Origin of the sequence: Marinobacter denitrificans (assembly GCF_008795955.1) — a bacterium.
GTDB classification, from domain to species: domain Bacteria; phylum Pseudomonadota; class Gammaproteobacteria; order Pseudomonadales; family Oleiphilaceae; genus Marinobacter; species Marinobacter denitrificans.
On sequence record NZ_VMHN01000006.1, the window covers coordinates 1 to 25,080 of the forward strand.

The window sequence follows — 25,080 nt, forward strand, 5'->3', positions numbered from 1 at the left end:
GATTCTCTATTCTTGCTCAAGACAAAACTCAATTTTCGACGAGTCACTGTCCTGATATTTCGTATCCGAAATACCTCGGCCAGCGCCCACACGAATTACTTGGTCAACTTTTTAAAGAGCGTTCGGGCTTCAAACTATCCCGATCAAGGCCGCGTATTCTACATCGAATCACCGCCTTGTCAACCGCTTTCTGAAGAATTTAAAAACTTGAAATCTTCAATTAATTCAAACGGTTGCCTTTCAATTTCTGACCCGCCTCAGTGGCGTGTCCCTCGAAAGAGATGCGTATTCTACAGAGCTCACTTGAGGTGTCAACGAGCTTTTGGATATTTTCTCAAAAACCCTGCATTCCGTTCAATCCTTGACCAAAACGCGGGCAATCTTCTTTTTACCTGCCTGGATGACGCAATCATCGCCAGCTACAAACATCCGCTCATCCGTTACCTGCTCACCATTTATATATACCGCCCCGCGAGCAAACACGTCTTTCGCGGCCTTACCGTTGCTGGCCAGATTTGCCTCTTTCAGCAATGATACAATGTGCAGTTCGCCGCGCCCGGCCAGGGAAACCTCAACCTCAGGCACGTTCTCGGGTATTTCTCCGAGCCCCACCCGGTTGCCCGCCGACTTGTGGGCCGTTGCAGCCGCTTCGGCGTCATGGAACCGGGTAATGATCTCTTCCGCCAGCAGCTTCTTGTACTCCTGGGGATTGGCACCATTGTTTACCGCAGCCTGGAATTCCTCCACGTCCGCCAGCGGCCGGAAGCTCAACAGCTCAAAATAACGCCACAGCAAATCATCCGGCATGGAGAGCAGCTTGGTATACATCTCCCCGGGAGAGTCGTTAACCCCAACATAGTTACCAAGAGACTTCGACATCTTCTGAACGCCATCGAGCCCTTCCAGTATCGGCATAGTCAGGACAACCTGTGGCGACTGCCCGTAATGGCGCTGAAGAATGCGCCCCATAAGAAGGTTGAATTTCTGATCCGTGCCGCCCAGCTCCACATCTGCTTCGAGCGCCACAGAGTCATAGCCCTGCACAAGCGGATAAAGAAACTCATGGATAGCTATTGGCTGTTCGGCGCGATAGCGCTTCGTGAAGTCGTCTCGCTCCAGCATGCGCGCTACCGTGTATTGCCCGGCCAGACGAATCATGTCTGCAGCAGAGAGCTTGTTCATCCAGTCGGAATTGAAAACCACGCGGGTCTTCGCAGGATCCAGGATTTTGAACACCTGTTCTTTATAGCTGAGGGCATTCTCGGCTACCTGCGCCTCCGTCAGAGGTGGACGCGTCGCGCTTTTACCAGTGGGATCGCCGATCATGCCGGTGAAGTCCCCAATAAGGAAAATGACTTCGTGACCAAGATCCTGAAACTGGCGCAGCTTGTTGATCAGCACGGTATGCCCCAGGTGCAGATCAGGCGCTGTGGGATCAAACCCTGCCTTGATCCTGAGAGGACGCCCCTCCCGGAGCTTTTCAATCAGCGCTTCTTCGGAAATCAGCTCATCCATGCCGCGCTTTACGACAGCCAGTGCTTCATCAATTGATGCCATGAACCACACACCTTCAATTCTGATGATTTGGGCGGGAAGACGGTTACAGACCACTACAAAAGAAATCTGTGCGTTACCGGCCTCCCTGTTAAAGTATTCCTGCTCAGATTTTAAACAGGGCCGCGTATTTAAGGCGGGGGAGTATAGCAATCCTCGCCCTGGAAATCCGGCCTGAATGCCAGCAACGGTAATGTTTGAAGCTGTCCTGAGCCCATTTTATACGGTAATCTGTTGGAATATACCTGAACAACAGCTTTAATTAGGTAGTACAACCTACCGGAATGCCGATCAAAACGGATGCGACACGTGCTGAAAATGTTTCCTAAAACACATATTACCATCGCCGCTGCGACCAGTGTTGTTGTCGCCGCCGCGATCCTCATGAGCCCAAGTGCCAACGTTGAAGCCAATAGAATGGCCTATGCACTGGATCTTGATGAAGGCACCGTCAGCGAGTCAGGCAGCCGGCCCGCCAAACCGGCCAAGAGCGATGATAAGCCGATCCCTGATGCCGAGGCAGCCACAGTTACAGAAAAACCGGAGCTGACCGAAGCACTCGATACTGCTGCTACCGTTGCGGAGGCCAGCGAGCCTGAGCTGCAATGGCAAGAGTACAAGATCAAGCCCGGCGATACTCTGTCTGGCCTTTTCGGCAAAGCCGGATTCAATGATGGCATCATGCTGTCGGTTATTCATGGCGACGGCGAGGCAGACAAACTTCAGCGGCTTTATGCGGGCGAAACCATTTCCTTCGCCACCGATGACGCCGGTGAACTGACAGCGATTGACCTTCAGCGCAATCTGCTTGAGACCCTCCGCGTCGAAAAGACCGAAGACGGCTTTAAAGGTGAGACGGTTGTACGTGAACCGGACGTAAAACCGGCCTTTGCCTCCGGCGTTATTGACGGCTCGCTTTATGTTGCTGCGCGGCAAGCCGGAATGTCAGACAGGCTGGCCATGGAAATGACAGGCATCTTCGGCTGGAATATCGACTTCGTTTACGATGTGCGTAAGGGAGACCGGTTTGAAGTGGTTTACGAAGAGCTTTACCTGGACGGCGAAAAGTTCGACACCGGCAATATTATCTCCGCCCGCTTCGTTAACCGGGGCAAGGATGTCATTGCCCTGCAGTACACCGACAGCAATGGCGACACCGATTACTACAGCCCCGACGGCAGCAGTATGCGCAAGGCGTTCCTGAGAACCCCCATCAACGCGCGTGTTTCGTCCTCATTTAACCTGCAGCGCCGCCACCCTGTACTGGACGTGGTTCGCCCTCACGAAGGCACAGACTACGCCGCGCCTCCGGGAACTCCGATCAAGGCAGCCGGTCACGGCCGGGTTCAGTTTGCCGGCTGGAAAGGCGGTTATGGACGCACCGTTATTCTCAAGCACGGTGACAACATCACCACCCTCTATGCCCACATGAGCCGTCTTGGCAAAGGCATAAAAACCGGAACACGGGTAAAACAGGGCGACACCATCGGCCACGTGGGGTCATCCGGTATGGTAACCGGCCCCCATCTTCATTATGAGTTCCGGGTAAATGGATCGCCAAGAAACTCCCGGACGGTGAAACTTCCCGATGCCAAACCGGTACCGCAGACTGAAATGGCCCGCTTCAAAAAACACGCCGACCAGCAGGTGGCAAAGTTCGAGCTGTTCCGCCAGGATTACCAGCAACTGGCGCTGGCCGCAGAAGAATAAGGCATGGAAGCCTGGATAGGACTCATGTCCGGCACCAGTATGGATGGCATTGATGCCATACTGGTGTCGTTCGAGGACCGACAAATCCGGATTCACGCCACTCACACTACCGACTACCCGGACGACATCCGTCAGCGCCTTGCCAACCTCAGCCAGAACCGCGGCACTCCTGATGACCTTGGAGAACTGGACCACACTACCGGCTCCCTGTTTGCCCTGGCGGCCAGCAGTGTCAGAGAAAAGGCGGGCCTTCCCCCTTCCTCGATTGTGGCCATCGGCAGCCACGGGCAGACGCTCCGACATCAGCCAGACGGCTCAGAGCCTTTTTCAATCCAGATTGGCGACCCTTCCCTCATTGCAGAACGTACCGGCATAACCACCGTTGCTGACTTCCGACGTCGTGATCTTGCGGCGGGAGGACAGGGCGCGCCGCTGGTGCCAGCCTTCCACAGAGCATTCTTCAGTGCTACAGGAGAGGACCGCTGCATTCTAAATCTTGGCGGCATTGCCAATATCACCCACCTGCCCGCTGGGCATAAGGCGCCCGTTACCGGTTTCGATACCGGACCTGCCAATGCACTGATGGATGCCTGGTGCCTGGACCAGACCGGCCGCGCTTACGACAAGGATGGCGCCTGGGCGGATGAAGGCATTGTTGACCAGAGCCTGCTGGGAGACATGCTTTCCGAGGCCTATTTTTTGCGGCAACCACCGAAAAGCACCGGCACGGAAAGGTTTAATCTGGAGTGGTTAAAGGTACTCCTGAACCGGCATCCGGACCTGTCCGGCGCAGATGTGCAGAGGACCCTGCTGGAACTGACTGCCGTCACCGTCGCGCAGCAGATACCACCTTCCCCGGGGATGACGATCTTCGTATGCGGTGGGGGAGCCAGAAACAAGGTACTTATGCGGGAACTTCAACGAACCTGCAGCCCTTTACGCATCGCTTCTACCGCAGAGCTGGGCCTGGACCCACAATGGGTAGAGCCCGCGGCGTTTGCCTGGCTGGCGAGCCAGACACTGGCCAGAAAACCGGGAAACCTGCCAGAAGTAACGGGAGCAAGCGGAGAGAGAATTCTGGGCGCAGTCTATTACGCCTGATCTGATACACCTGAAAGGCAATCAGATGGAGAAGGAGCTGCCGCAGCCACACGTTGAACTCGCGTTGGGGTTCTGCACGACGAACTGCGAACCCTGGAGCCCTTCCTGATAATCCACGGTTGCCCCGACCAGATACTGGTAGCTCATGGGGTCCACCAGCAACATCACACCATCCTTTTCAATAACAGTGTCTTCGTCGTCCTGAGCTTCGTCAAACGAGAATCCGTACTGAAAACCAGAGCAGCCGCCACCGGTTACAAACACGCGAAGCTTGAGGTCAGAGTTACCCTCTTCCTCAACAAGATCACGCACTTTGGCCACCGCGCTGTCACTGAAAAATACCGGTGTGATTGCCTGTTGCTGAACTACACTCAAGTCCGCCTCCGGTTTGCCACGAAAAAATCTGACCTGATTATCGTATTCCTGACTAAAACAATCAACTATTCCTTGTCGGGTGCAGCTGCAGCTCCGGAGCCTTCAGCTTTGTTTTCGTCAGCTACCCCTGCTCGTGGCTGCTGCTTGTCTCGGCCAAGCAGGCCAACCGGTTCGTTCTGGTGAACCAGGCTGCCGTTCACCGAGGCTCCCATGGCCATCTCGATCAGATTGTAATAGACGTTACCGTGGATGGAGGCTTTCTCGGCCAGTTCAAGGTGTGTGGAGGCGTAGACATCCCCATGCACTGTGCCGTTGATTATGACGTGAGGGGCTACGATATCGCCTTCTACAGAGCCCACTTCAGAGACCCTGAGCACGGCATCGCCGCCCTCTTCCGCAACCACTCGGCCACGTATGGTCCCGTCGACGTGAAGCCCGCCGGAGAAATGTACATCCCCCTCCACCGTGGTGCGGGATGAAACGAGGGTGTCAAAGTTCCCGCTGGGGCGGCGGGGTTTCTGTTTCTTCTTGCCAAGCATGTCAGTTCTCCGTTAGTTCATCCCAGTCAAATGTACGTTCCGCCTGGGACGATTTACTGCCTTCGGCACGGGCCACCACCTGAAGCTCAAGGGGTTCAAAGCCATCCGGTAGCCGCAGCAGACCTTCAATATCCTGGAAATACCGGAAGCGGAATCGAACCCCAAGATCATCAATATCTTCGGAAAGATCCCGCAGGGCGATAACTTCTTTCTCTTCATTGCGTATGCCGATAACGTTCACAGCAACCACCCCCGCAATATAGCTCTTGTTATCGCCCACCTGGGTTAACACTAGTTTGAAATTGTAGGTGCCCTCCTGTCTCGCGCTTTGCATAGCCAGGCGATCAACCTGCAGCCCTTTGCTGGTTTCCGAAGGTGCCATAATGTTTTTATAGAATGTCAGGTCGGCTTTCAGTGACGCAATCTGTGTTTCCAGCGCCACAATGGTCCTGCGTGCCTGGTTCAGGGCCTGGGCGTCGATGGTTCGCCCCCGCTCAAGGTTAACAAGTTGCTGGCTGGCCTCCCTGTTCTGATCCCGAAGTTGCTCGACCTGCTCTTCTAGACGATCACGGGATTCTTCGGCCGTCGAAAACCGGAACCCACCCTGGGCCATGCCCGTGATGTAACCGAGCACCGCGGCAGTTATCGAAAATGCCAGCAGAATCAGCGTACGGCGAAGCCGATAGCCCGGGCGGTGGCGAATTACAACGTATTCTTCAGCGGGTTTTCTGGGTTCACTCACCGGACGGACCTATGGCAGCAACGCGGGCGCTTCCAGCCCCATGGTTTCCTGCAGACCGAACATGATATTCATGTTCTGGATGGCCTGGCCCGCTGCTCCTTTAACCAGGTTATCGATAACCGATGAAACGATAACAATATTGCTCTGTTCCTGCCGGTGGAGCGCCATGCGGCAATGGTTGGCACCTCGAACACTGCGGGTTTCGGGGTGGCTGCCAAAGGGCATCACATCCACAAATGGCTCATCCCGGAACCGCTCTTCGTAGAGCGCCTGCAAACGATCAAAATCCGCAGGGTTATGCAGCTCCGCATACAGCGTGGCTTCAATGCCCCGGATCATGGGAATCAGGTGGGGAACAAAGGTTACACCAACATCGCTACCGGCCGCCTGGGACAGCCCCTGTCGAATTTCCGGAAGATGCCGGTGGCCAGATGCGCCGTAGGCTTTGAAGCTTTCGCCCACCTCACCATGCAACATACCGATCTTGCCCTGGCGCCCGGCGCCACTGGCACCTGACTTGGCATCGGCAATCAGTCGTGACGGATCAACCAGCCCGCTTTCCAGCAAAGGCAGAAAACCCAACTGAACCGCTGTCGGATAACAGCCGGGATTGGCGACCAACTGGGCGGTGCGAATCTCTTCCCTCACTACTTCCGGCAGGCCATAAACCGCCTTTTCTGCCCACTCGGGACTCTCGTGGGGCATGCCGTACCAGCTGGCCCAGACATCCAGATCCTTCAGTCGGAAATCTGCTGAAAGATCCACTACGCGCGTACCTGCAGCCATCAATTCCGGCATCATTCGCATTGCCACGCCATGGGGGGTCGCAAAGAAAACGAGGTCGCAGGCAGTCAGGGTTTCGAGAGCAGGCTCTGAAAACGCCAGGTCGTAATGGCCACGCAGGTTCGGATACATGTCGGCCACCGGCATGCCCGCCTCAGAGCGTGATGTAATACAGCTCACGGTTACTTCCGGGTGAACCGCCAGGATTCTCAGAAGCTCAACACCGGTATAACCGGTTCCACCTACAATGCCTACTTTTATCACCAGTTACTCCAGCTACAAATCAGGTTCCCGAAAGCCCTATAGTCTAACATGATAAACCAATGACTTATTGCAGCCCCATCAGCGCCGGTTACAATATCGTCAGGAAACCACTCACATCCGGAAACCCGGCGTTCATGCGTAAACTCTGGCACAAGACTACCGCGAACCTGATCCCAGTTTTCCGCCGCCGGTTATCCGGTGTGGATGCACTGCCACAACTGGCGGTTCTTGGCCTGCTGTCCGGGTTGGTTACGGGTGGCGTGATCCTGCTTTTCCGGCTGGCCATCGAATGGCCGCTGGAATACTTCCTGCCGGGCGAAGGTTCGGAATCCTTTGAAGAACTGGACATTCTCACCCGGGCAATTCTTCCCCTCGGGGGCGCCGTCGGGCTCGGGCTGCTGATGCACAATCTTGCCACTCATGACCGCAAGGTCGGCATTGTGCACGTGATGGAACGCCTCAACTATCATCAGGGATATATTTCCATGCGCAGTGCCCTGGTCCAGTTTATAACGGGGGTCAGCACGGTGGTCACCGGTCAGTCGGCGGGCCGGGAGGGCCCGGCGGTCCATCTTGGCGCCGCCTTTTCGAGCCTCATGGGCCAGTGGATGAGACTGCCCAACAACAGCATTCGCACGCTGGTCGCCTGCGGTTGCGCTGCTGCCATCTCTGCGTCATTCAACACGCCGATTTCCGGCGTTATCTTCGCCATGGAAGTGGTGATGATGGAATATACCATCGCCGGCTTCACGCCTATCATCCTGGCTTCCGTATCAGCTGCCGTGGTGAGCCAGGCCATGTACGGGTCCGAGGTTGCCTTCAGCGTACCACCGTTGACCATGAACTCACTGCTGGAGATCCCATGGATTATCGCGATCGCCATTATTATCGGAGTGGCTGCGGCGGCGTTCATACAGCTGGTGGACACGACCGGACGCCACCATCATCGCCCGGTATTGCTGCGGCTGACCGTGGCAGGGCTTCTCATGGTTCCGTTTGCGATGGTGGTGCCGGAAGTCATGGGGATCGGATACGACACAGTCCAGTTCACTCTCGATAATCAACTGCCGTTCTGGCTTCTGCTCGGTGCCGGCATTGCAAAGCTGCTCATTACATCCGTGACGATTGGTCTCGGCATGCCCAGCGGGGTGATTGGCCCTACACTGTTTATGGGGGCTACACTGGGCGGCGCCATGGGCCTGATTGGCGCTCAGATTTTCCCGGATACAGCCTCATCCGTAGGTTTCTATGCGATGCTGGGCATGGGCGCCATGATGGGAGCCGTGCTGCAGGCGCCGCTTGCAGCCCTGATGGCTCTGATGGAGCTGACCAGGAACCCGAACATCATCCTGCCGGGCATGTTGGTGATTACCACGGCGAGCCTGGTGACCAGTGAGGCTTTTGGCAAGAAATCGCTGTTCCTGACCATTCTCAAAAGCCAGGGGCTGAGCTACCAGAACTCCCCGGTGATCCAGGCGCTGCGGCGGGTTTCCGTTGGGGCCATCATGGACAGGAGTATTCTTCGCACCGAACGCTTTCTCTCCAGGGAAGAGGCTGGCAAGATTCTGAAATCCGAGCCCAAATGGCTGGTAGTGGAAGGCAGTAACGGACCCACCGCCCTTCTGCCTGCCGTGGACCTCGCGCGCTACCTGGAAGATACCAAACCCTCGGCCAGCCGTGAGCAGGAAGACGAAGAGGCAGCTCCGGAACAGGTGGACCTTATGGACATTCCCGCGAATCGCCGGGATATTGCCCCAGTGCAATACCAGGCCACGCTGGAAGAGGCACTGAACGAGTTTGAGCACACCAGCGTAGAAGCCCTTTATGTTCAGCGCCACGTTGCCCCGATGATTCAGCGCGTCTACGGCGTGGTACTGAAATCCGATATCGAAAGCTACTACCAATACCGACGGAGTTAACCAATGCTTTGGGTCAAAGCCCTGCATATTATTTCAATAGTGTGCTGGTTCGCCGGCATTTTTTATCTGCCCCGGCTGTTTGTCTACCACGCCGCATGTGAGGACGAACCCGGGCGGGAACGCTTCAAGATTATGGAGCGCAAACTCTATCGGGGGATCACCACCCCATCCATGGTAGCGACGGTCATTTTTGGGGCCTGGCTCATCGGTTACAATGTTCAGGGTTACATGAGCCAGGGCTGGCTGCATGCCAAATTGCTACTGGTGGTTCTGTTGATTGGGTACCATTTCTACTGCGGCCACCTGGTGAAAGTGTTCCGCGATGACAACAACACCCGTAGCCACATATTCTATCGCTGGTTCAACGAGATACCGGTTCTGGTGCTGGTGGCCGTTGTTATTCTCGCTGTTGTTAAACCATTCTGAGGAGCCTGACCATCAAACTGCATAGCCGCCCTCATGTCCTGATTGTTTCCGGCCTTGACCCCTCAGGGGGAGCCGGGGTTCAGGCAGACATCCAGGCCGTTACCGCACTGGGTTGCCATCCCTTGCCGGTGCTTTCCTGCCTGACCGTGCAGGACACCCGGAATGTCTACAATGCCACTGCGACAGACCCGGAGATTATCCGCCAGCAGCTCGAGTGCCTGGCGGCCGACTCCCCCATCCATGCCATAAAAACCGGGGCTCTCGGCAATGCTGCTGTGGTGGATATACTGGTAGATTTTCTATCTGACCATCCCGACATTCCACTGATTACAGACCCGGTTATAAAGGCCGCCGGTGGTGGTGACCTGGCGGATGAGGCCCTGATTGCCCGGATGAAGGAGCGCCTGTTCCGGCACGCAGAAATCATTACGCCAAACGGTGTTGAGCTGGCTTTGCTTGGCGATGACGAAGACGCGGCCCGGGCCGCCCACAACCTTCTGGAAGCCGGCTGTAAGTCGGTTCTGGCAACCGGCGGTCATGGCGAAGGCAACGAAATCATCAACTCGCTGTATTACCGCAACCAGGAGCCCCTGCACTTCTACATCGAGCGGATAGGCGGCGAATACCACGGTACCGGCTGCACCCTGGCAGCCTCCATCGCTGCCGGAAGAGCTTCCGGGCTTTCAGCCCGAGCATCCATCGCCCAGGCCCAGAATTACGTGCTGAGGGCTATACGGCACGCTCTGAAAGTCGGTAAGGGGCAACCTGTACCAGACCGGGGCATCCCATGGGAAAATTGAGTGCCGGCGCCACATCCAAAGGACTTCGGCCAGGCCTTTATGCCATCACCGACAGCCAGCTGTTACCGGCTGACAAGCTTCTCGCTGCGGTGGAAGCGGCCCTGCGCGGAGGGGCCGTACTGGTTCAGTACCGTGAAAAAAGCGCCCCACAACCAGAGCGGCTCCGTCAGGCCACGGATCTGGTGGCCTTGTGCAACAGTGCACGGGTACCACTGATCATCAACGACGACCCGGAACTGGCCCGCCGCTGCGGTGCCGCGGGTGTGCATTTGGGGCAATCGGACAGCTCCCTCGCTAACGCCAGACAACAGCTCGGTGAACATGCGATCATAGGAGCAACCTGCCATGCTGATATGGCACTCGCGATCAGCGCGGATCGTGACAGCGCTGATTATCTGGCATTCGGCCGTTTCTTCCATTCAAACACAAAGCCGGACGCCCCCGCGGCGGACACCGCGGTGCTGGCCCGGGCCCGGCAATTCGGCAAGCCGATAACCGCCATAGGCGGGATTACCACTGACAACGGCGAAGCCCTGATTCGAGCCGGTGCGGATCTGCTGGCGGTTGTTGGCGGACTATTCGACGGCGACCTGGCATCCATTGAAGAACGTGCACGCCGGTTCACCCGGCTGTTTGCAGCACATCATCCACTTTTCTCATCTTCCGACCATCAGGAGTCCTGAACCATGACCCAGTCCGAAACCCTATTTGCCGAGGCTCAGAAATACATCCCCGGAGGGGTCAACTCCCCGGTCAGAGCCTTCAAGGGAGTCGGCGGTACACCGCTGTTTTTCAAGCACGCTGAAGGCGCTTACCTGTTCGACGAAGACGACCGCCGCTACATCGATTACATCGGCTCCTGGGGCCCGATGATTCTCGGCCACGGCAACCAGGCCATCAAGGACGCCTTGCACGCCCAGGTGGACCAGGGGATCGGCTATGGCGCCCCTACCGCCCTGGAAACAGAAATGGCAAAGAAGGTCTGTGAGCTGGTGCCGTCCATCGACCTGGTGCGAATGGTGAACTCCGGCACCGAAGCCACCATGAGCGCGGTGCGCCTGGCACGGGGTTATACCGGCCGCGACAAGATCGTGAAGTTCGAAGGCTGCTATCACGGCCATGTGGACTCCCTGTTGGTGAAAGCCGGTTCCGGTGCCCTGACCCTGGGTGTGCCCAACTCCCCGGGCATTCCTGCCAGCCTTGCAGAACACACGCTGACCCTGACATTCAACGATATCGAGAGCGTGCGGGAAACCTTCGCAAAAATGGGCGATGACATTGCCGCCATCATCGTTGAGCCGGTCGCCGGAAATATGAACTGCGTCCCTCCAGTACCGGGTTTCCTGGAAGGCCTGCGGGAAGTGTGCGACGAGCATGGCACGGTACTGATTTTCGACGAGGTAATGACCGGCTTCCGCGTGGCTCTCGGTGGCGCCCAGGGATTTTATGGCGTGACCCCGGACCTGACTGCCCTGGGCAAGGTGATCGGTGGTGGCCTGCCGGTGGGCGCCTTCGGAGGCAAGAGGGAAATCATGGAACATATTTCGCCTCTGGGCCCGGTCTACCAGGCGGGCACACTCAGTGGAAATCCGCTGGCAATGTGCGCGGGGCTGGCCACGCTGAACGCGATTTCCGAGCCGGGCTTTCATGATCGGCTGACGGCAAAAACCAATGCCGTTCGTGACGGGCTGAAAGAAGCCGCAGACAGCACGGGTATTCCCCTTGCCGTGCAAAGCGCCGGGGCCATGTTCGGGTTCTTCTTTACCGATGCGCCCCATATTACGCGCTTCGACCAGGTAATGGCCTGCGACGTGGAACGATTCAAAAAATTCTTCCAGGGCATGCTCAAGGAAGGAGTCTACCTGGCCCCGTCGGCCTTTGAAGCCGGCTTCACCAGCGCTGCACTGACGGATGACGACATTTACCAGACCATTGAAGCGGCACGGCGGGTTATGGCCACGCTCTGAATCCGGCAACCCAGGAGAGACTTCCGGGCATCGGCCCGGAAGTCTCTCCTCAAAACATGTCTTTCGGGGCCACACCCATGAACCGCGTCACAGTTTGACAGCAACGCCATCATCGCGACCCTTCCTGCCGTTGACTTACCCCTCTGCCTGACCGAATTATGTGCAAATCTCATACAAAGAGATGCACTGACTGCGACTATCTAACAAACAAAAAGACGTCAGCGCAGGGAGGCACCACACAATTGCCCCGGATGTCCTGCAAGCCAGGTATCGGCAAAACCTGTTAGGTCGAGCCGCAGTTTGACAACAAATACAACAGCAAACTGTAGGTGCAACAATGAAACAATGGATCAAGGCATTCACCATGCTGCTTGTGCTGGCATGGTCAGCGCCAACAATGGCCTGGTGGTGGGACTCCACCCCATCCGACTACACCGACACCCGCTATCCCGTGGTGCTGGTTCACGGCATGTTCGGCTTCGATTCGATCGCCGGCGTGGATTACTGGTATGGCATCGCCGAAGACCTGCGCAAATACGGCGCTGATGTTTACACCACCCAGGTACCCGCCCTGGACAGCACCATTGCCAGGGGCGAGGCACTCCTTCCCCAGATTGCGTCAATCGCGGCCATTCACGGCAAGGTAAACCTGATCGGCCACAGCCATGGCGGGCCAACGGCACGGTATATCGCCAGAGTGCGGCCTGACCTGGTGGCCTCCGTCACATCGGTGGGCTCACCTCACAAAGGCTCGCCGGTTGCCGACCTGATCTACGGTTCCCCGGCCGAGAGTCTGGCTGCTTCACTGGGTAACGCGCTTGGCGGCCTGATCGACCTGCTGTCTGGCGGCGGTTATAACCAGGACCTGAGCTCCAGCCTGTACTCCCTGACCACCCAGGGCAGCGCGCAATTCAATAATTTTGCCCCAGCGGGCATTCCAGGCACCGCTTGTGGTGAAGGATCCCATTCGGCCAACGGGGTGCGTTTCTATTCCTGGGGCGGGACCGGCGTTCTGACCAATGTGCTTGACCCGTCAGATGCGCTGCTGGGCACGACAAGCCTGGCATTCGGCTTCAGTGCCAATGACGGCCTGGTCGGCCGTTGCAGCAACCATTTTGGAAAGGTTATTCGCGACAATTATTTCATGAACCATCTTGACGAGGTGAACCAGGCGCTGGGCCTGCACAGCCTGTTCGAGACCGACCCGAAAACCGTGTACCTGCAGCAGGCTAACCGGCTCAGAAACGCCGGCCTCTGATGCCCAACATCATGGCCGGGAACAGACGCCCGGCCATGACATCAGAACCCCATTTCCACACCAACCATCACTTCACGGCGGCTGTAGTCATACCGCTCAAGGGTGCTGTGATTATTGAGCATGCTCCACTCCGCCAGCATCAGCCATGGGCCAGCCAGCCGGTATTCGGCCAGCAGCATTCCCCGGAAGCGATTGTCTGTCCGGCGCTCGGAAACCACATCTCCATCAGAGACCAGGCGGTAGTCATCCTGATAACGCGAATGGCGGATGTCGCCGCGGGCACCCACGGATAACCGGCCAGACACGTAATAGCGAGCTTCAGCGGATACCAGGTTGCGTAACGGCGACACACTGAAAAATTCCTGTTGGGTTGTCAGGTCCTTGCGGTCATTAACCTCAAGCTGGTACCGCCCTCGGAACAGCCAATTTCCTGAACTCTTGCTGGTACTGGCACCCAGGCGCACCATTTCCCCATCGTAGGCGCTGAAATCGGAGCCTCCCCGGATAGTGGAGATCGACCCGTCGGCACTGCAGTCAATCCCCCTAATCAGAGACGCGAAAAGACATTGGTCAGGGCGATAAACAGCCTCGAGGCGAACCTCTCGTTCAAGAACATCGCCCCCGAACCAGGAACCCGCAAGGCTCAGGGTGGACGTTAATTCGCCTGCACCGACACCGGTCAGCCAGGACGCGCCGGTACTGAGGTAGCTGTTGTCGAATTCAGAATGGTCGGGATATTGGCGAGTATAGGCGACACCATGCAGGCCAAAACCTTCATTGCCCAAGCGGGCGCTGCCCACAGCCAAGAGGTCGGCAAAACCGCCGGACTGATTACTTGAAGCATCGTCCGGTGTCCCGGCGATGTTGTCATCATAGCCGCCGGCCGCCAGGAGATACCCACTGCCACTGATATGATCAAAGCGGTCAGATTTGTTCTCATCAAGCTGACGCAAGGCCAGAACCCGCACTTTTTCCGGCGAGTCCGGGCCGGCAGCCCGCTCGAACCACTCTCGCGCCGCCTCGTCCTGCCCCATCTCCTGCTTGACAAGACCAAGGTTATAACGGGCCAAAGGAGCATGAGGGGTATCCAGCAGTTCCAGAAAAACAGCTTCAGCAGAACCCTGCTGCCCGAGACGGAAGTAGACAACACCGAGATTATAAAGCAGGGATGGGGTATTCAGACCGTCGGCCCTGGCCTTCTCGAAATGCGTACGGGCAACCGTCAGTTCACCCGCGCCAAATGCCGCCACGCCGGCTTCGAAATCCGGGTTACCAACTGGCTCTTCTGCCACTGAAACGCGGGCCAGAATCATCAGGGCAATAAGAAATGTGGCTAACTTTGAGGGCCGCAAGCCTGACTCCGGAGATGACGATGTAAGGTAAATAAGACCGGGAGTATAGCAAGGGACTATGTGATTCGTCGCAGGGGTGGCACATTACGATGATGACAGGTGCCCGCGTCGGGGTGACTCGGGCTTCTAAGGTCGGTTGGACGCTCCGGGAGGGTCTGGTCGCTCGGGCCGGTTAGAGGCGCCGGGAGGGTCTGGCCGCTCAGGCCGCTCGGCGGCACCGGGGGGCTCTGGCCGATCAGGGCGCCCACGCTGCTCATTCCGTTCGCGGACGTCCTTTGCTCGCTCTGCCGCAGACCTTGCCGCATCGCGCCCCCTGTCCCGGGCATCGCGGGATTTTTCGAGGCCACGTTCCGCACCGGGTGTACCAGGGGGTTTGCCCGCTTCGCCGTTACGACGCTCAAGGGCAACCGGCTCGCTCAGCTCAATCTCACGAACGACAGATTCCGTCAGGTCGTTATCGTCGCTGACCATTCGCATAGTCACATCCAGATCGTCATTGGCGACGGCCACCACGGGTGTTGCCAGCAACACTCCCAGACAACCGCAGACAGCAACACTGCGCCAGAAAACTGGGGTCATGATGAAGGCTCCTGCTTGCCACTTCCTGATTCACCATCAAGACTGGTGCGGAATGTCTTTGTTCTACGGCCATCGTCGAGATGAGCCACCAGTTCGCCTTCACCGGGAAACAGTATGTTGAGGGGCAGGTTCACCACATTCTCGCCTTTATCCAGATCTACTTTCCAACTCAGCTTTTGATGGCCAGGGTACCTTGCGGCCTCAACGTGCGGGGGCAGCTCCACTGTCAGGGTAACGCCCTCCAGCGCTTCCCTGGAGCTGAACGCAAGGCGGACATTGCGGGCAACAGGCTCAGCGAAAGGAACCTGGCCGCTGGCCGCCTGCTCTGCACCGGAGAGCGCCATCTCGCTGTCTGGCCCAGGGGCAGACTTCCAGCCAAAACCCAGTGCGATACCAATCACCAGCGCAGCGGCGACGGCACCCCCGGCTACGGGTGTACTCCAGCCGTGGCCGTGAGCCCCCTTGCGGCCCAACCCATGCTTTCCCGTGGCTGCGCCCAGAACCCTTTCCTCGAAACCGGACGATGGAGCAGGCACTGCCTGGGTGTCGTGCAACGAGTCGAAAATGGCCCGCTCGTTGTACGCGGCGATGGCACAGGCTTTACACCCGGCAATATGCTGCTCAATGCGGCTGACCTGCGCCGCAGAAAGTTCGTTCCTGGCCCAGGAACGCAGGTTGTTTTTGCACTCGCTACACGACATATCCATCACCTCATTGTTCCACACGCCCGGTCTGCTGAAAAAGTTCCGGTTTCTCAAGCAGTTTTTTCCGGAGCGCGGCACGGCAACGATGAACCCGCGATTTTACGGTACCAACCGGTATTTCAAGCACCCGTGCTATATCTTCCTGATTCCAGCCGTCCACATCGTGCAGCAACATCAGTGTGCGAAGGTCCGGGGACAGTTCCTGAATAACCGAGTCCATGATCGGCTTCAGGCGCTCGATACTGATCTGTTCAGTCAGCTCCGGCATATCCGCTGCGTAGGAGTCAAGAAACGTTGCCTGCTGCTCCGGTTCAGCCACATCACTCACTGGCCGGTCGGCCCGACGACCTTTACGTCGTACCTGGTCAATGAAGTGCCGGTAAAGCACCCGGTTCAGCCAGGGCCGCAACTGCTCGATGCCTTCAAGTTCTTCCAGGCGAGGGTAGAGTTTGACGATGACATCCTGAACCAGATCCTCGGCATCCTGCTGCTGGCCCGACAACCTGTAGGCGAAACGGTACATGGCGTCCAGATGGGGCCGGACCAGTTTTTCGAACCGTGCTGGTTTTGCAGGCTTTCTGAAAGGTATCAACACCAAAATACTAACCCATGAACATTCATAAAAAGCGAAAGCTTATACCAGAAATACTCCGGCATGCGTGACGCCATCCGCTGATAACGAATGGCCACCTGTACATTTTGTAACACGACCAACAGGAACCTTTGACCAACCCCCAGCGTTGTATTTCCAGGCTCGGACTCCGCCAGAGGGTATAGGAAGACCGACATCATACCAACAAAGTTGGCCAACGAGTTTATTGAACTGCAGTACTGGAGATAATTTATGAATTATGGGTTGATCAAAGGTTTGAGCATTACCGCACTGGCAGCTGCTGTTGCCGCCTGTGGGGGAAGTGGAAGCAGTGATAGTGATGCAACTGGCACCGCGTCGTTTGACGTAACCGATGCTCCAACAGCACAGTTCACTGAAGTGGTTGTGACTTTTACCGGATTGTCCGTAAAGCCGGCAGACGGTGAAGCAATTGAGTTCACTTTCGACGAAGCCAAAACGCTTGACCTTCTGACCCTTCAGGGCGGCGAGAGTGCTCCCTTGCTGGAAGACCAGGAATTCCCCGCTGGTGAATATGAGTGGATCAGGCTGACACTGAATGTCGACAATTCTTATGTATCTGAGGTAGACGGCAGTGAGAAAACTCTGTTTATCCCGTCCGGCGCCCAAACTGGCCTGAAGCTCGTTAGTGGCTTTACCATTGCTCAGGGCGGGGACAACAATTTTACTATCGACTTTGACGTTCGTAAGTCCATCGTGAATCCACAGGGTGGTCAGGCCGACTACTATCTCAAACCGGCACTGCGCCTGATCGATAATCTGGAAGTGGGCTCAATCACTGGCCAGGTGGATTTCTCTGCCATACAGCAAACTCGCGGGACCGACGATACGGACGATTCCAAGCTAGACTGTGCCTATGACGGCTCTGCCTACATCTACCAAGGCGCGGATGTCGAGCCGACCGACCTGAACATCAATGAAGAAGGCGGGCCACTCATGGTCGTACCCGTGACTGCCAACCCAGATGACGGTCTTTACAGCTACACTGCCGCATTCCTCACCGCGGGAGACTACACCGTAAGTTACTCCTGCCAGCTGGACGACAACGAGCTGGACGATGAACTGGAATTCGACGGAACGCAGAACGTAACCGTGGAAGCGGGTGTTGAAACTGAAGCAGACACCATTCCGCTGGTCCAGTTTAACTAACCGATAGCAAGATCCCCGCCGGAGCTTCCGGCGGGGATTTTTTTATTCACAGATTGGCAGCTCGAGCCTCGGCCTGATCCGCCCCAGCCACATTCCCCCTGGCACGACGAATGTCCGCCAGCAGCAACCATCCTGCACGCTGCAGTGACGAATCACTGCCTGCCAGCGACAGCCCTTTGAGGGTGAATTGTTCTGCCGAGCCCAACTGGTCCTGGGCGACATAGGCCTCCGAAAGTTTGAAGTAAACCGCCGCAGAACGCGGGGCTATCCGCTGCGCGCGCTCCAGTTGAGCTAACGCCGCCTGGGTATCGCCAGCGGCCATCAGGCTGTCGGCACGCTTGATCAGGCTTCTGGCGGCAGGCGAGAGTGCGTCGCCTTCATCCTGATAGCTCGGCGAGCTGTATTCCTCTTCGCGCCCCGGCTCCTCGGGCTGCTCGCTCTTGCGCTCCACCCTCGGCTCATCCCCGTCGCTTTCGCTGGTCTGTGGCGGTTCGGGAGCCTCATCCCGGGACGAGGAATCCCCCGCCGGCACGTAGATGGAACCGCCACCCGGGGCCGAGGCACAGCCGGCCACTACAAGCGCCAGTGCCATTACACCCGCATATCTGAATGTGTGTTTATTCATTGAAACAGTCCTTCAAACCAGCCCCGTATACGTCGTTCCATATTACCGCCGCAGGAAACCTCTATCTCGGGTTCGCTGCCGGTGATGAACGGCACAAGGCGTGCATTTTCACAGTGTTCGTCAGTCAGGGCGCCTTCCGCCGGGTTCACCCAGTGGTACTTCACGCCATCCGGCACTACCGGCGAGAATCCGTGCTGGGGTACCTGGCTCATGAACCGGGACCAGACCGGCAACGCCCCGGTGGCGCCGGTCAGGGAGGTGGGGCCGTTGTCATCACGGCCAACCCAGCTAACCGCGAGCAGGTCTCCACTGAAACCGGCAAACCAGGAATCGCGGCCATCATCGGTGGTTCCGGTCTTGCCTGCAAGCGTCAGTTCGCGTGGCACTGTGCGGTAAACGGATCGGCCCGTACCCTCCTGCATGGTTTCCTGCATCACATACTGAACAAGGTGCACAGCGGCTGGGTCAGCCACCTGGTCCACTTTCAGGCGGTAGCGCGAAAGCGCTTCACCTTGCGCATCCGTTACCTGCCGGATGGTTCTCAAGGGCGTGTTGAATCCCGATGTAGCCAGCCCCTGATAGATCTGGGCCACGGTTACCGGTGTCATTGCCACTGAACCCAGCAACATGGAAGGGTACTCGGATATCCCGGTGGTGACCCCAAAGCTCTGGAGCGTGGACTTCACGGAGTCAATTCCTACATCCAGGCCCACGCGCACGGCCGGGAAATTATACGAGTGCGACAGGGCCTTATGCAGGGGCACCAGCCCTCTCTCTTCACCATCGTAGTTTTTGGGCTCCCAACGCCTGCCATCGTCGAACACCAGGGAAAAACCCGTGTCTTCCACCGGCGTAATCAGGTTGTAGCGCTCGGGTTGCTGAAGAGCGGTCAGGTAAATGAAGGGTTTGATCAGCGAACCAATCGGCCGCCGCGCATCCAGGGCGCGGTTGAAGCCGGCATATTGCGGGTCGCGACCGCCTACAAGCGCCAGTACCTCACCGCTGTCACGGGAAGTAACAACCAGCGCGGATTCCAGCACTGTGTCGGAACTTCCCTCCATGCGGGAAAGCATATCCTTTACGGAAAACTCGGCCGCATACTGAATGGCCGGGTCCAGGGTGGTGAAGATTCGCAGGCCTTCACTTTGCAGGTCTTCCTGTTTGTAATCCCTGGCCAGGTGGCGACGCACCAGATCGATATAGGCCGGATAGCGATTTTCCGAGTAGGAGGCCCGGTCGGTGACTCCAAGGGGCTGAGCGCGTGCCCTGGCGGCTTGTTCTTCACCAATGAGGCCGGTTTCGGCCATGACATCTATGACCAGGTTGCGACGGGAAAGGGCTCGCTCCGGGTGGCGCCGGGGATTGTAGTAACTCGGCCCCTTGACCATCCCCACCAGCAACGCCACCTGATGGGCTTCGATGTCACGAATGGACTCACCAAAGTAGAACTGGCTTGCCAGCCCGAAACCGTGAATGGCCCGGGTGCCCGCCTGGCCCAGGTAAACCTCGTTGAGATAGGTTTCCAGAATGTCGTCTTTCTCGTAATGCAGTTCGAGCAGAACCGACATCAGTGCCTCGTTACCCTTTCGCAGCAAGGTCTGTTCCCGGGTCAGAAAAAAGTTCTTCACCAGTTGCTGGGTCAGGGTGCTGCCCCCCTGCACAATCCGGCCGGCGCGAATGTTGGCAAGCATTGCCCTGGCAATGGACAGAGGCGCAACACCGTGATGGTCATGGAAGTTTCTGTCTTCGACGGCCAGCAACACATCGGTGAAAAGATCCGGGACATCATCAAGCTGAACCAGTACGCGATCTTCTTTATGGGCCGGATATATCCCACCAATCTGGGCTGGTTCCAGGCGGACAATGGGCGAAGGGTCACCCGACAGCACCCTGAACTCCTGTACCCTGTCGCCGTAGATATTCAGCGACAGCCGCCGACGCGGCTCCAGCCCGTCCGTGAACAAAAAGCCTCGGGTGCTGATCTCGAAGTGCCCTCCACTGCGACGATAGGTGCCCGCCTTACGGCCATCCCCGGCACGGTAACCAGACAGTTCAAGTTCCCGCTGCAACGCTCCGGAGCTCACACTGGCACCATCGTACAGCTCCAGTGGCCTTGCATAGACCCGTGATGGCACCTCAAAGCGGCGGCCTTCAAAGCGGGAGGTCACCACGGCATCGAGGTAGACCATCCAGCCGGCCAGCAGTACCACACCAATGAAAAATACGCGGAGAAACAGCTGCCAGAACCAGGGCTTGCGGGCGCCTTTACCTTTGCGATTGTTTTTTTTCGGGGATTTTTTGGGAGAAGCGGATTTTTTCATGGCGGGATTATAACGAATACCGGCATCGGTGAGGCAGGCCATCTGTGTGTTATTTCTGTAATCTGCCCGCTATGATAGGCGCAATAAAAATCAATGAGTTCGAGGAACCCAAGGAGAGAACCGTGAGCGATGCAAATTCCGATAGTCTGATTCTGGCACTGCAGAATCCGGCGCTGTACGACCACCCGGTAAAAGAGTTTCAGGTTCTCGAGACGCATATCTCCTGGGTCATCCTGACCGGCGACTTCGCCTACAAAATCAAGAAACCCATGGATTTCGGCTTTCTCGACTTCTCGACTCTGGAGCGGCGCAAACACTTCTGCGAAGAGGAATTGCGCCTGAATCGCCGCCTTGCCGGTAACCTTTACCTCGACGTGTTGCCCATCACCGGCTCGACAGAGGCGCCGGAATTCGGCGGCGGGGGCGAAGCATTCGAATACGCCATTCGTATGCGCCAGTTTGACCAGAACGACCTGTTCGACGTGCGACAGGAAAACAGCAAACTCACGCCGGAACTGCTCACCAGCCTGGCCCGCCAGGTGGCAGATTTCCACGAGAAGCAACCGCCGATCACGCCCGGCAAACCCCTGGGCACGCCAGAGGCGGTTTACGCTGGCATGCAGGAAAACTTCGACCAGATTCGCCCCATGGTTGATGACGAGGCGTTGCTGCTGCAACTGGACAACCTTGAACAGTGGGCCCGCACCACCTTCGAACGCCATTCCCCCCTTATCGCGCAACGCTACGAAAACGGTTTCGTTCGCGAATGCCATGGCGACCTGCACCTGGCAAATATCACCGTATATGAGGGGGAGGTAACGGTGTTCGACTGCATCGAGTTCAGCGAACCTTTCCGCTGGATCGACGTCATCAATGACCTCGCCTTCCTGCTGATGGACCTGGAATCCCGTCGCGAGCCGGAACTGGCAAACCTGGTTCTGAACACGTACCTGGAATACCGGGGTGATTACAATGCCCTGCCGCTGCTGCCCCTGTACAAGGCCTATCGTGCCATGGTGCGGGCCAAGATTGCGCTGTTTACCATGGGCAATCCGTCGCTCTCCGAGGCTGACAAAGAAGGCCTGATGCAGAAGTACCGCGATTACGCCCAACTGGCTGAAGATTACAGCGCCATCCCCAATCCCTACCTGTTAGCCACTACAGGGCTTTCAGCCAGCGGAAAATCCCTGGTGAGCGGTTCTATGGCTTCAGAACTGGGCCTGATCCGGCTGCGCTCGGATGTCGAGCGCAAGCGCCTGTTTGGCCTCGGGCCGCTTGACCAAAGCAGCTCGCCCACTGGAGAGAACCTTTATACAGACGAAGCCAACCAGCGCACCTACCAGCGTCTGGCGGACCTTGCGGGCGAATTGCTGACAAGCGGCATGGCCGTTATTGTGGATGCGGCCTGTCTGAAACAGGCTGAACGCGAAATGCTGGCTGACGTGGCGGAAAGCCGGGGCATGCCATTCGCGCTGATTCACTGTGAGGCGCCACTGGAAAGCCGCCGGGAATGGATCGGCCAGCGCTCTGGTGACGCCTCCGAGGCCACCGAAGAGCTGCTTGAGGTGCAGGAAACCTGGTTTGAGCCACTGACTACCGAAGAGAAGACCCACACCATCCACCTGCATACGGACCAGGAGCACGTGGCGGAAGCCGTGGCAGACCGAATCCGCCAGCACTTCGGACTGCCCGGCGCATGAATCCGGAGGAACGATGACAAATGACCGGCAGGCAGTCTGCCAACGCAATGAACTTGCCGGGGGGCAGTTCGTGGAATTTACCCTCGGCAACAGCCACGACGGGCAAAACGAACGAAGCGGCTTTATCTTCGAACGGGATGGCCACCTTTACGCCTACCTGAACCACTGCCCTCACCTGGGCATAGAGCTGAACTGGATGCCCGGCCGGTTCATGGACCCGGACAACTGCTTTATCCAGTGCGCCAATCATGCTGCACTGTTCATTCCCGAGAACGGTGAGTGCATCGCAGGCCCCTGTCAGGGTGAAGCCCTGACACCCCTCGAGATTACGGACGACAACGGCACAATTCTGGTCAGGCTTCCAGAATGACCGGCACAGATTCCGCCAGAGAGATCTCCCCATCCGGCCCTTTTGGCCCAGTCAGCCTGGCCCTGTAGGCCAACAGTTCTACCCCGGCCGCATCGGCTTCCCGCAGGAGCTCGCCATAGGCCCGGTCGATGTGGTCCGCCGGGCGTACGCTGCTTATGCCGGTATGGTTGACCACAAAGAAGAGCACTGCTCGCTCTCCTGCTCGAGCCTGAGCCATCAGCTCCCGTAAATGTTTCTGCCCCCGGGTTGTTACCGCATCCGGAAAATAGCCCCGGCCATCCTCACACAGGGTGACGTTCTTGACCTCAACCCAGGCATCGGCAAGGCTTGGGTGGCCAGACAAATGCAGATCAATCCGGCTTTTCTCGGTACCGTAACGCACCTCAGCCCGGCAATGGCCGTAGCCCGCCAGCTCCGGCACCAACCCCTGCTCAATCGCTTCACGAGCCTGATTATTGGGCCGTGACGTGTTGATGCAGGCCACTTCCTCAGGGGCCGTTTCAACCAGCTCCCAGGTGTACTTCAGTTTGCGCTTCGGGTTGTCACTGGCGCTCAGCCAGACTCGCGCGTCCACCGGCTGGCAGCCCAGCATGGAGCCTGTGTTGGGGCAATGCGCGATCACTTCATTGCCATCCGGTAACAATACATCTGCCAGGAAACGTTTATAGCGGCGAAGCAAACGGCCTTCGATGAGCGGAGCGGGTAACTTCATTTATGACTCCATGCTAAAGTTGTTGTCACAAGGCTGGCGCCCCTGAGAGTAATCTGCTATTTTCCGCAAATTCCCGTTTCAGGGCGAGTGCTTTTCAGGATTATAAGAGGCCGTATTCAATGGCAAATACTGCAGCACAACCACGCGAACGTATTACCAACTTCACCCCGTATGAGTTGAAAAAGGGTGAAGAGTACATGAGTGCTGACATGCTCGAGCACTTCAAGCAACTGCTTCTGCAATGGAAGCAGGAGCTGATGGAAGAAGTGGATCGCACCATGCACCATATGCAGGAAGACGCCGCAAATTACGCGGATCCCAGCGACCGCGCAACCCAGGAAGAGGAATTCAGCCTGGAACTGCGCACCCGTGACCGCGAGCGCAAGCTGATCAAGAAAATTGACCAGACCATCGACCGCATCGACAAGGACGATTACGGTTTCTGCGACCAGTGCGGTGTTGAGATCGGCATTCGCCGCCTCGAGGCACGCCCCACCGCAACACTGTGTATCGACTGCAAAACCCTCGCAGAAATCCGCGAGCGCCAGACCGGTATTTAATGCCCGTCTTCTGAGCACGCTGGCCCCTGAAAGAGGGCCAGCAGGCACTGACCATGGCTGAATCCTCTTATCGGGGTCGCTTTGCGCCCTCCCCAACCGGCCCGCTGCATTTTGGCTCGCTGGTTACGGCCGTCGCCAGTTATCTTGAGGCCCGCAAACGCGGCGGCACGTGGCTTGTCCGCATCGAAGATCTCGACCCTCTAAGGGAATCACCCGAAGCCACCGCGCGCATACTGGCGAGTCTTGAAGCCCATGGCTTGCGTTCCGACGAGCCGGTGCGTTTCCAATCTGAATGCCATGCTTACTACCACACGCTGATCAACCAGCTTCTGGATCGCGGGCTCGCCTACCGTTGCGCCTGCTCACGCAAGCAGCTCAGTGAAAATGGGGGCAGACACCCGGAACACTGCCGCGAGGGCCATACCAACCCTGGCGAACGGCCGTTCGCTATCCGCTTTGCCCTGCACGATGAACAAAGCGAGTGGCAGGACCAGTTACTGGGGCCTCAGTCGCAGACCGTACATGCCGAATTGGACGACCCGGTCATCCTCCGCAAGGAAGGATTCTATGCCTATCAGCTGGCAGTGGTTGCCGACGACATTCACCAGGGGATTACCCACGTGGTGAGGGGGTCTGACCTGCTCGACATGACCGCGCAGCAACAGCAAATCAACCGGGCCCTGGGCGCTCAACCGCCGCGCTGGATGCACATTCCGGTCATCCTCAATGCCGAGGGGCAGAAGCTCAGCAAGCAGAACCACGCACCGGCCCTGGATGACCGGAAAGCGAAAGACAACCTGGAACGGGCCCTCGCAGCACTGGGCCAGAACACCGTTTTGTTGTCGGGCGCACCAGACATCGATACCCTGCTCGACCGGGCTACAGCCAACTGGGCGCCGGAGCGGATTCACCTGACAGCTCGGTGAACGACATGTTATA

General features: G+C 57.5%; 26 protein-coding genes. 14 read left to right on the forward strand and 12 right to left on the reverse strand.

Annotated features, from left to right (window positions below):
* Positions 1-194, forward strand: a 194-nt coding sequence (locus tag FO268_RS23035) for a hypothetical protein (RefSeq protein WP_225316789.1), incomplete at its 5' end; no start/stop codon positions are given.
* Positions 195-354: 160 nt separating this feature from the next.
* Here FO268_RS23035 and tyrS read toward each other — a convergent pair.
* Positions 355-1,557, reverse strand: coding sequence for a tyrosine--tRNA ligase (gene tyrS / locus FO268_RS15860; RefSeq protein ID WP_150994242.1), 1,203 nt, complete (start codon positions 1,555-1,557; stop codon positions 355-357).
* Between the two features lie 306 nt (positions 1,558-1,863).
* Here tyrS and FO268_RS15865 point away from each other — a divergent pair, with 306 nt between their 5' ends.
* Positions 1,864-3,264 (forward strand): peptidoglycan DD-metalloendopeptidase family protein, encoded by a 1,401-nt coding sequence (locus FO268_RS15865; RefSeq protein WP_150994243.1) that lies wholly within the window; start codon positions 1,864-1,866, stop codon positions 3,262-3,264.
* Between the two features lie 3 nt (positions 3,265-3,267).
* Entirely contained in the window at positions 3,268-4,365 is a 1,098-nt protein-coding gene (locus tag FO268_RS15870) for an anhydro-N-acetylmuramic acid kinase (RefSeq protein WP_150994244.1), read from the forward strand.
* Between the two features lie 21 nt (positions 4,366-4,386).
* On the opposite strand, the gene erpA is transcribed toward FO268_RS15870, so the two are convergent.
* The 4 genes from erpA to argC form a co-directional block, all read right to left on the reverse strand.
* A complete protein-coding gene (gene erpA / locus FO268_RS15875; protein ID WP_150994245.1) occupies positions 4,387-4,740 on the reverse strand; it encodes an iron-sulfur cluster insertion protein ErpA in 354 nt (117 codons plus the stop codon).
* A gap of 65 nt (positions 4,741-4,805) precedes the next feature.
* Positions 4,806-5,279 carry a bactofilin family protein gene (locus tag FO268_RS15880; protein WP_150994246.1) on the reverse strand — a complete coding sequence of 158 codons (474 nt, stop codon included), beginning with the start codon at positions 5,277-5,279 and terminating at the stop codon, positions 4,806-4,808.
* Position 5,280: 1 nt separating this feature from the next.
* Positions 5,281-6,021 carry a DUF6776 family protein gene (locus FO268_RS15885; RefSeq protein ID WP_150994247.1) on the reverse strand — a complete coding sequence of 247 codons (741 nt, stop codon included), beginning with the start codon at positions 6,019-6,021 and terminating at the stop codon, positions 5,281-5,283.
* Positions 6,022-6,030: 9 nt separating this feature from the next.
* A complete protein-coding gene (gene argC, locus FO268_RS15890; protein WP_150994248.1) occupies positions 6,031-7,068 on the reverse strand; it encodes an N-acetyl-gamma-glutamyl-phosphate reductase in 1,038 nt (345 codons plus the stop codon).
* 134 nt (positions 7,069-7,202) lie between these two features.
* On the opposite strand from argC, the gene FO268_RS15895 reads away from it, so the two are divergent.
* The 6 genes from FO268_RS15895 to FO268_RS15920 all read left to right on the forward strand — a co-directional run bounded on the left by FO268_RS15895 (position 7,203) and on the right by FO268_RS15920 (position 13,438).
* Positions 7,203-8,987: a chloride channel protein gene (locus FO268_RS15895; RefSeq protein ID WP_150994400.1), complete on the forward strand. Its 1,785-nt coding sequence runs from the start codon at positions 7,203-7,205 to the stop codon at positions 8,985-8,987.
* Positions 8,988-8,990: 3 nt separating this feature from the next.
* Entirely contained in the window at positions 8,991-9,413 is a 423-nt protein-coding gene (gene hemJ / locus FO268_RS15900; protein WP_150994249.1) for a protoporphyrinogen oxidase HemJ, read from the forward strand.
* Positions 9,414-9,451: 38 nt separating this feature from the next.
* A complete protein-coding gene (gene thiD, locus FO268_RS15905) occupies positions 9,452-10,213 on the forward strand; it encodes a bifunctional hydroxymethylpyrimidine kinase/phosphomethylpyrimidine kinase (RefSeq protein ID WP_191966982.1) in 762 nt (253 codons plus the stop codon).
* On the forward strand, positions 10,201-10,896 hold the full coding sequence (gene thiE / locus FO268_RS15910; RefSeq protein WP_150994251.1) for a thiamine phosphate synthase: 696 nt from the start codon (positions 10,201-10,203) through the stop codon (positions 10,894-10,896). The genes thiD and thiE overlap by 13 nt, the downstream gene beginning before the upstream one ends.
* 3 nt (positions 10,897-10,899) lie before the next feature.
* Positions 10,900-12,180, forward strand: coding sequence for a glutamate-1-semialdehyde 2,1-aminomutase (gene hemL, locus FO268_RS15915; protein WP_150994252.1), 1,281 nt, complete (start codon positions 10,900-10,902; stop codon positions 12,178-12,180).
* Between the two features lie 337 nt (positions 12,181-12,517).
* Positions 12,518-13,438, forward strand: a complete 921-nt coding sequence (locus FO268_RS15920; protein WP_150994253.1) for a lipase family alpha/beta hydrolase — start codon at positions 12,518-12,520, stop codon at positions 13,436-13,438.
* Between the two features lie 41 nt (positions 13,439-13,479).
* On the opposite strand, the gene FO268_RS15925 is transcribed toward FO268_RS15920, so the two are convergent.
* The 4 genes from FO268_RS15925 to FO268_RS15940 form a co-directional block, all read right to left on the reverse strand.
* Positions 13,480-14,790 carry a tetratricopeptide repeat protein gene (locus FO268_RS15925; protein ID WP_150994254.1) on the reverse strand — a complete coding sequence of 437 codons (1,311 nt, stop codon included), beginning with the start codon at positions 14,788-14,790 and terminating at the stop codon, positions 13,480-13,482.
* 126 nt (positions 14,791-14,916) lie between these two features.
* Positions 14,917-15,369, reverse strand: a complete 453-nt coding sequence (locus tag FO268_RS15930) for a hypothetical protein (RefSeq protein ID WP_225316791.1) — start codon at positions 15,367-15,369, stop codon at positions 14,917-14,919.
* Positions 15,366-16,070, reverse strand: a complete 705-nt coding sequence (locus FO268_RS15935; RefSeq protein ID WP_150994255.1) for an anti-sigma factor family protein — start codon at positions 16,068-16,070, stop codon at positions 15,366-15,368. Before FO268_RS15935 ends, FO268_RS15930 begins: the two co-directional genes overlap by 4 nt.
* Before the next feature lie 10 nt (positions 16,071-16,080).
* Entirely contained in the window at positions 16,081-16,668 is a 588-nt protein-coding gene (locus tag FO268_RS15940; protein ID WP_318527312.1) for an RNA polymerase sigma factor, read from the reverse strand.
* A 249-nt stretch (positions 16,669-16,917) separates the two neighbouring features.
* Here FO268_RS15940 and FO268_RS15945 point away from each other — a divergent pair, with 249 nt between their 5' ends.
* A complete protein-coding gene (locus FO268_RS15945; RefSeq protein ID WP_150994257.1) occupies positions 16,918-17,853 on the forward strand; it encodes a DUF4382 domain-containing protein in 936 nt (311 codons plus the stop codon).
* 46 nt (positions 17,854-17,899) lie between these two features.
* On the opposite strand, the gene FO268_RS15950 is transcribed toward FO268_RS15945, so the two are convergent.
* Positions 17,900-18,478, reverse strand: coding sequence for a tetratricopeptide repeat protein (locus tag FO268_RS15950; protein WP_150994258.1), 579 nt, complete (start codon positions 18,476-18,478; stop codon positions 17,900-17,902).
* Complete coding sequence (gene mrcB / locus FO268_RS15955) at positions 18,475-20,841, reverse strand: penicillin-binding protein 1B (RefSeq protein ID WP_150994259.1); 2,367 nt, start codon at positions 20,839-20,841, stop codon at positions 18,475-18,477. Before mrcB ends, FO268_RS15950 begins: the two co-directional genes overlap by 4 nt.
* A 29-nt stretch (positions 20,842-20,870) precedes the next feature.
* Here mrcB and FO268_RS15960 point away from each other — a divergent pair, with 29 nt between their 5' ends.
* On the forward strand, positions 20,871-22,499 hold the full coding sequence (locus FO268_RS15960) for a bifunctional aminoglycoside phosphotransferase/ATP-binding protein (protein ID WP_191966976.1): 1,629 nt from the start codon (positions 20,871-20,873) through the stop codon (positions 22,497-22,499).
* Positions 22,500-22,512: 13 nt separating this feature from the next.
* Positions 22,513-22,869, forward strand: coding sequence for a Rieske (2Fe-2S) protein (locus FO268_RS15965; protein WP_150994261.1), 357 nt, complete (start codon positions 22,513-22,515; stop codon positions 22,867-22,869).
* Here FO268_RS15965 and sfsA read toward each other — a convergent pair.
* On the reverse strand, positions 22,853-23,581 hold the full coding sequence (sfsA, locus tag FO268_RS15970) for a DNA/RNA nuclease SfsA (RefSeq protein ID WP_150994262.1): 729 nt from the start codon (positions 23,579-23,581) through the stop codon (positions 22,853-22,855). The genes FO268_RS15965 and sfsA overlap by 17 nt on opposite strands.
* A 119-nt stretch (positions 23,582-23,700) precedes the next feature.
* On the opposite strand from sfsA, the gene dksA reads away from it, so the two are divergent.
* Positions 23,701-24,141 (forward strand): RNA polymerase-binding protein DksA, encoded by a 441-nt coding sequence (gene dksA / locus FO268_RS15975; protein WP_150994263.1) that lies wholly within the window; start codon positions 23,701-23,703, stop codon positions 24,139-24,141.
* Positions 24,142-24,194: 53 nt separating this feature from the next.
* A complete protein-coding gene (gluQRS, locus tag FO268_RS15980; RefSeq protein WP_150994264.1) occupies positions 24,195-25,067 on the forward strand; it encodes a tRNA glutamyl-Q(34) synthetase GluQRS in 873 nt (290 codons plus the stop codon).
* Positions 25,068-25,080 lie beyond the last annotated feature (13 nt).

Excerpts from the sequence above, each read along its gene's own strand:
- tyrS (WP_150994242.1), bottom strand. The coding sequence starts at position 1,557 with ATGGCATCAATTGATGAAGCACTGGCTGTCGTAAAGCGCGGCATGGAT.
- FO268_RS15870 (WP_150994244.1), top strand. The coding sequence starts at position 3,268 with ATGGAAGCCTGGATAGGACTCATGTCCGGCACCAGTATGGATGGCATT.
- FO268_RS15880 (WP_150994246.1), bottom strand. The coding sequence starts at position 5,279 with ATGCTTGGCAAGAAGAAACAGAAACCCCGCCGCCCCAGCGGGAACTTT.
- FO268_RS15895 (WP_150994400.1), top strand. The coding sequence starts at position 7,203 with ATGCGTAAACTCTGGCACAAGACTACCGCGAACCTGATCCCAGTTTTC.
- hemJ (WP_150994249.1), top strand. The coding sequence starts at position 8,991 with ATGCTTTGGGTCAAAGCCCTGCATATTATTTCAATAGTGTGCTGGTTC.
- thiE (WP_150994251.1), top strand. The coding sequence starts at position 10,201 with ATGGGAAAATTGAGTGCCGGCGCCACATCCAAAGGACTTCGGCCAGGC.
- hemL (WP_150994252.1), top strand. The coding sequence starts at position 10,900 with ATGACCCAGTCCGAAACCCTATTTGCCGAGGCTCAGAAATACATCCCC.
- FO268_RS15920 (WP_150994253.1), top strand. The coding sequence starts at position 12,518 with ATGAAACAATGGATCAAGGCATTCACCATGCTGCTTGTGCTGGCATGG.
- FO268_RS15930 (WP_225316791.1), bottom strand. The coding sequence starts at position 15,369 with ATGACCCCAGTTTTCTGGCGCAGTGTTGCTGTCTGCGGTTGTCTGGGA.
- FO268_RS15935 (WP_150994255.1), bottom strand. The coding sequence starts at position 16,070 with ATGTCGTGTAGCGAGTGCAAAAACAACCTGCGTTCCTGGGCCAGGAAC.
- FO268_RS15945 (WP_150994257.1), top strand. The coding sequence starts at position 16,918 with ATGAATTATGGGTTGATCAAAGGTTTGAGCATTACCGCACTGGCAGCT.
- FO268_RS15950 (WP_150994258.1), bottom strand. The coding sequence starts at position 18,478 with ATGAATAAACACACATTCAGATATGCGGGTGTAATGGCACTGGCGCTT.
- mrcB (WP_150994259.1), bottom strand. The coding sequence starts at position 20,841 with ATGGCCTGCCTCACCGATGCCGGTATTCGTTATAATCCCGCCATGAAA.
- FO268_RS15960 (WP_191966976.1), top strand. The coding sequence starts at position 20,871 with ATGATAGGCGCAATAAAAATCAATGAGTTCGAGGAACCCAAGGAGAGA.
- FO268_RS15965 (WP_150994261.1), top strand. The coding sequence starts at position 22,513 with ATGACAAATGACCGGCAGGCAGTCTGCCAACGCAATGAACTTGCCGGG.
- sfsA (WP_150994262.1), bottom strand. The coding sequence starts at position 23,581 with ATGAAGTTACCCGCTCCGCTCATCGAAGGCCGTTTGCTTCGCCGCTAT.
- dksA (WP_150994263.1), top strand. The coding sequence starts at position 23,701 with ATGGCAAATACTGCAGCACAACCACGCGAACGTATTACCAACTTCACC.
- gluQRS (WP_150994264.1), top strand. The coding sequence starts at position 24,195 with ATGGCTGAATCCTCTTATCGGGGTCGCTTTGCGCCCTCCCCAACCGGC.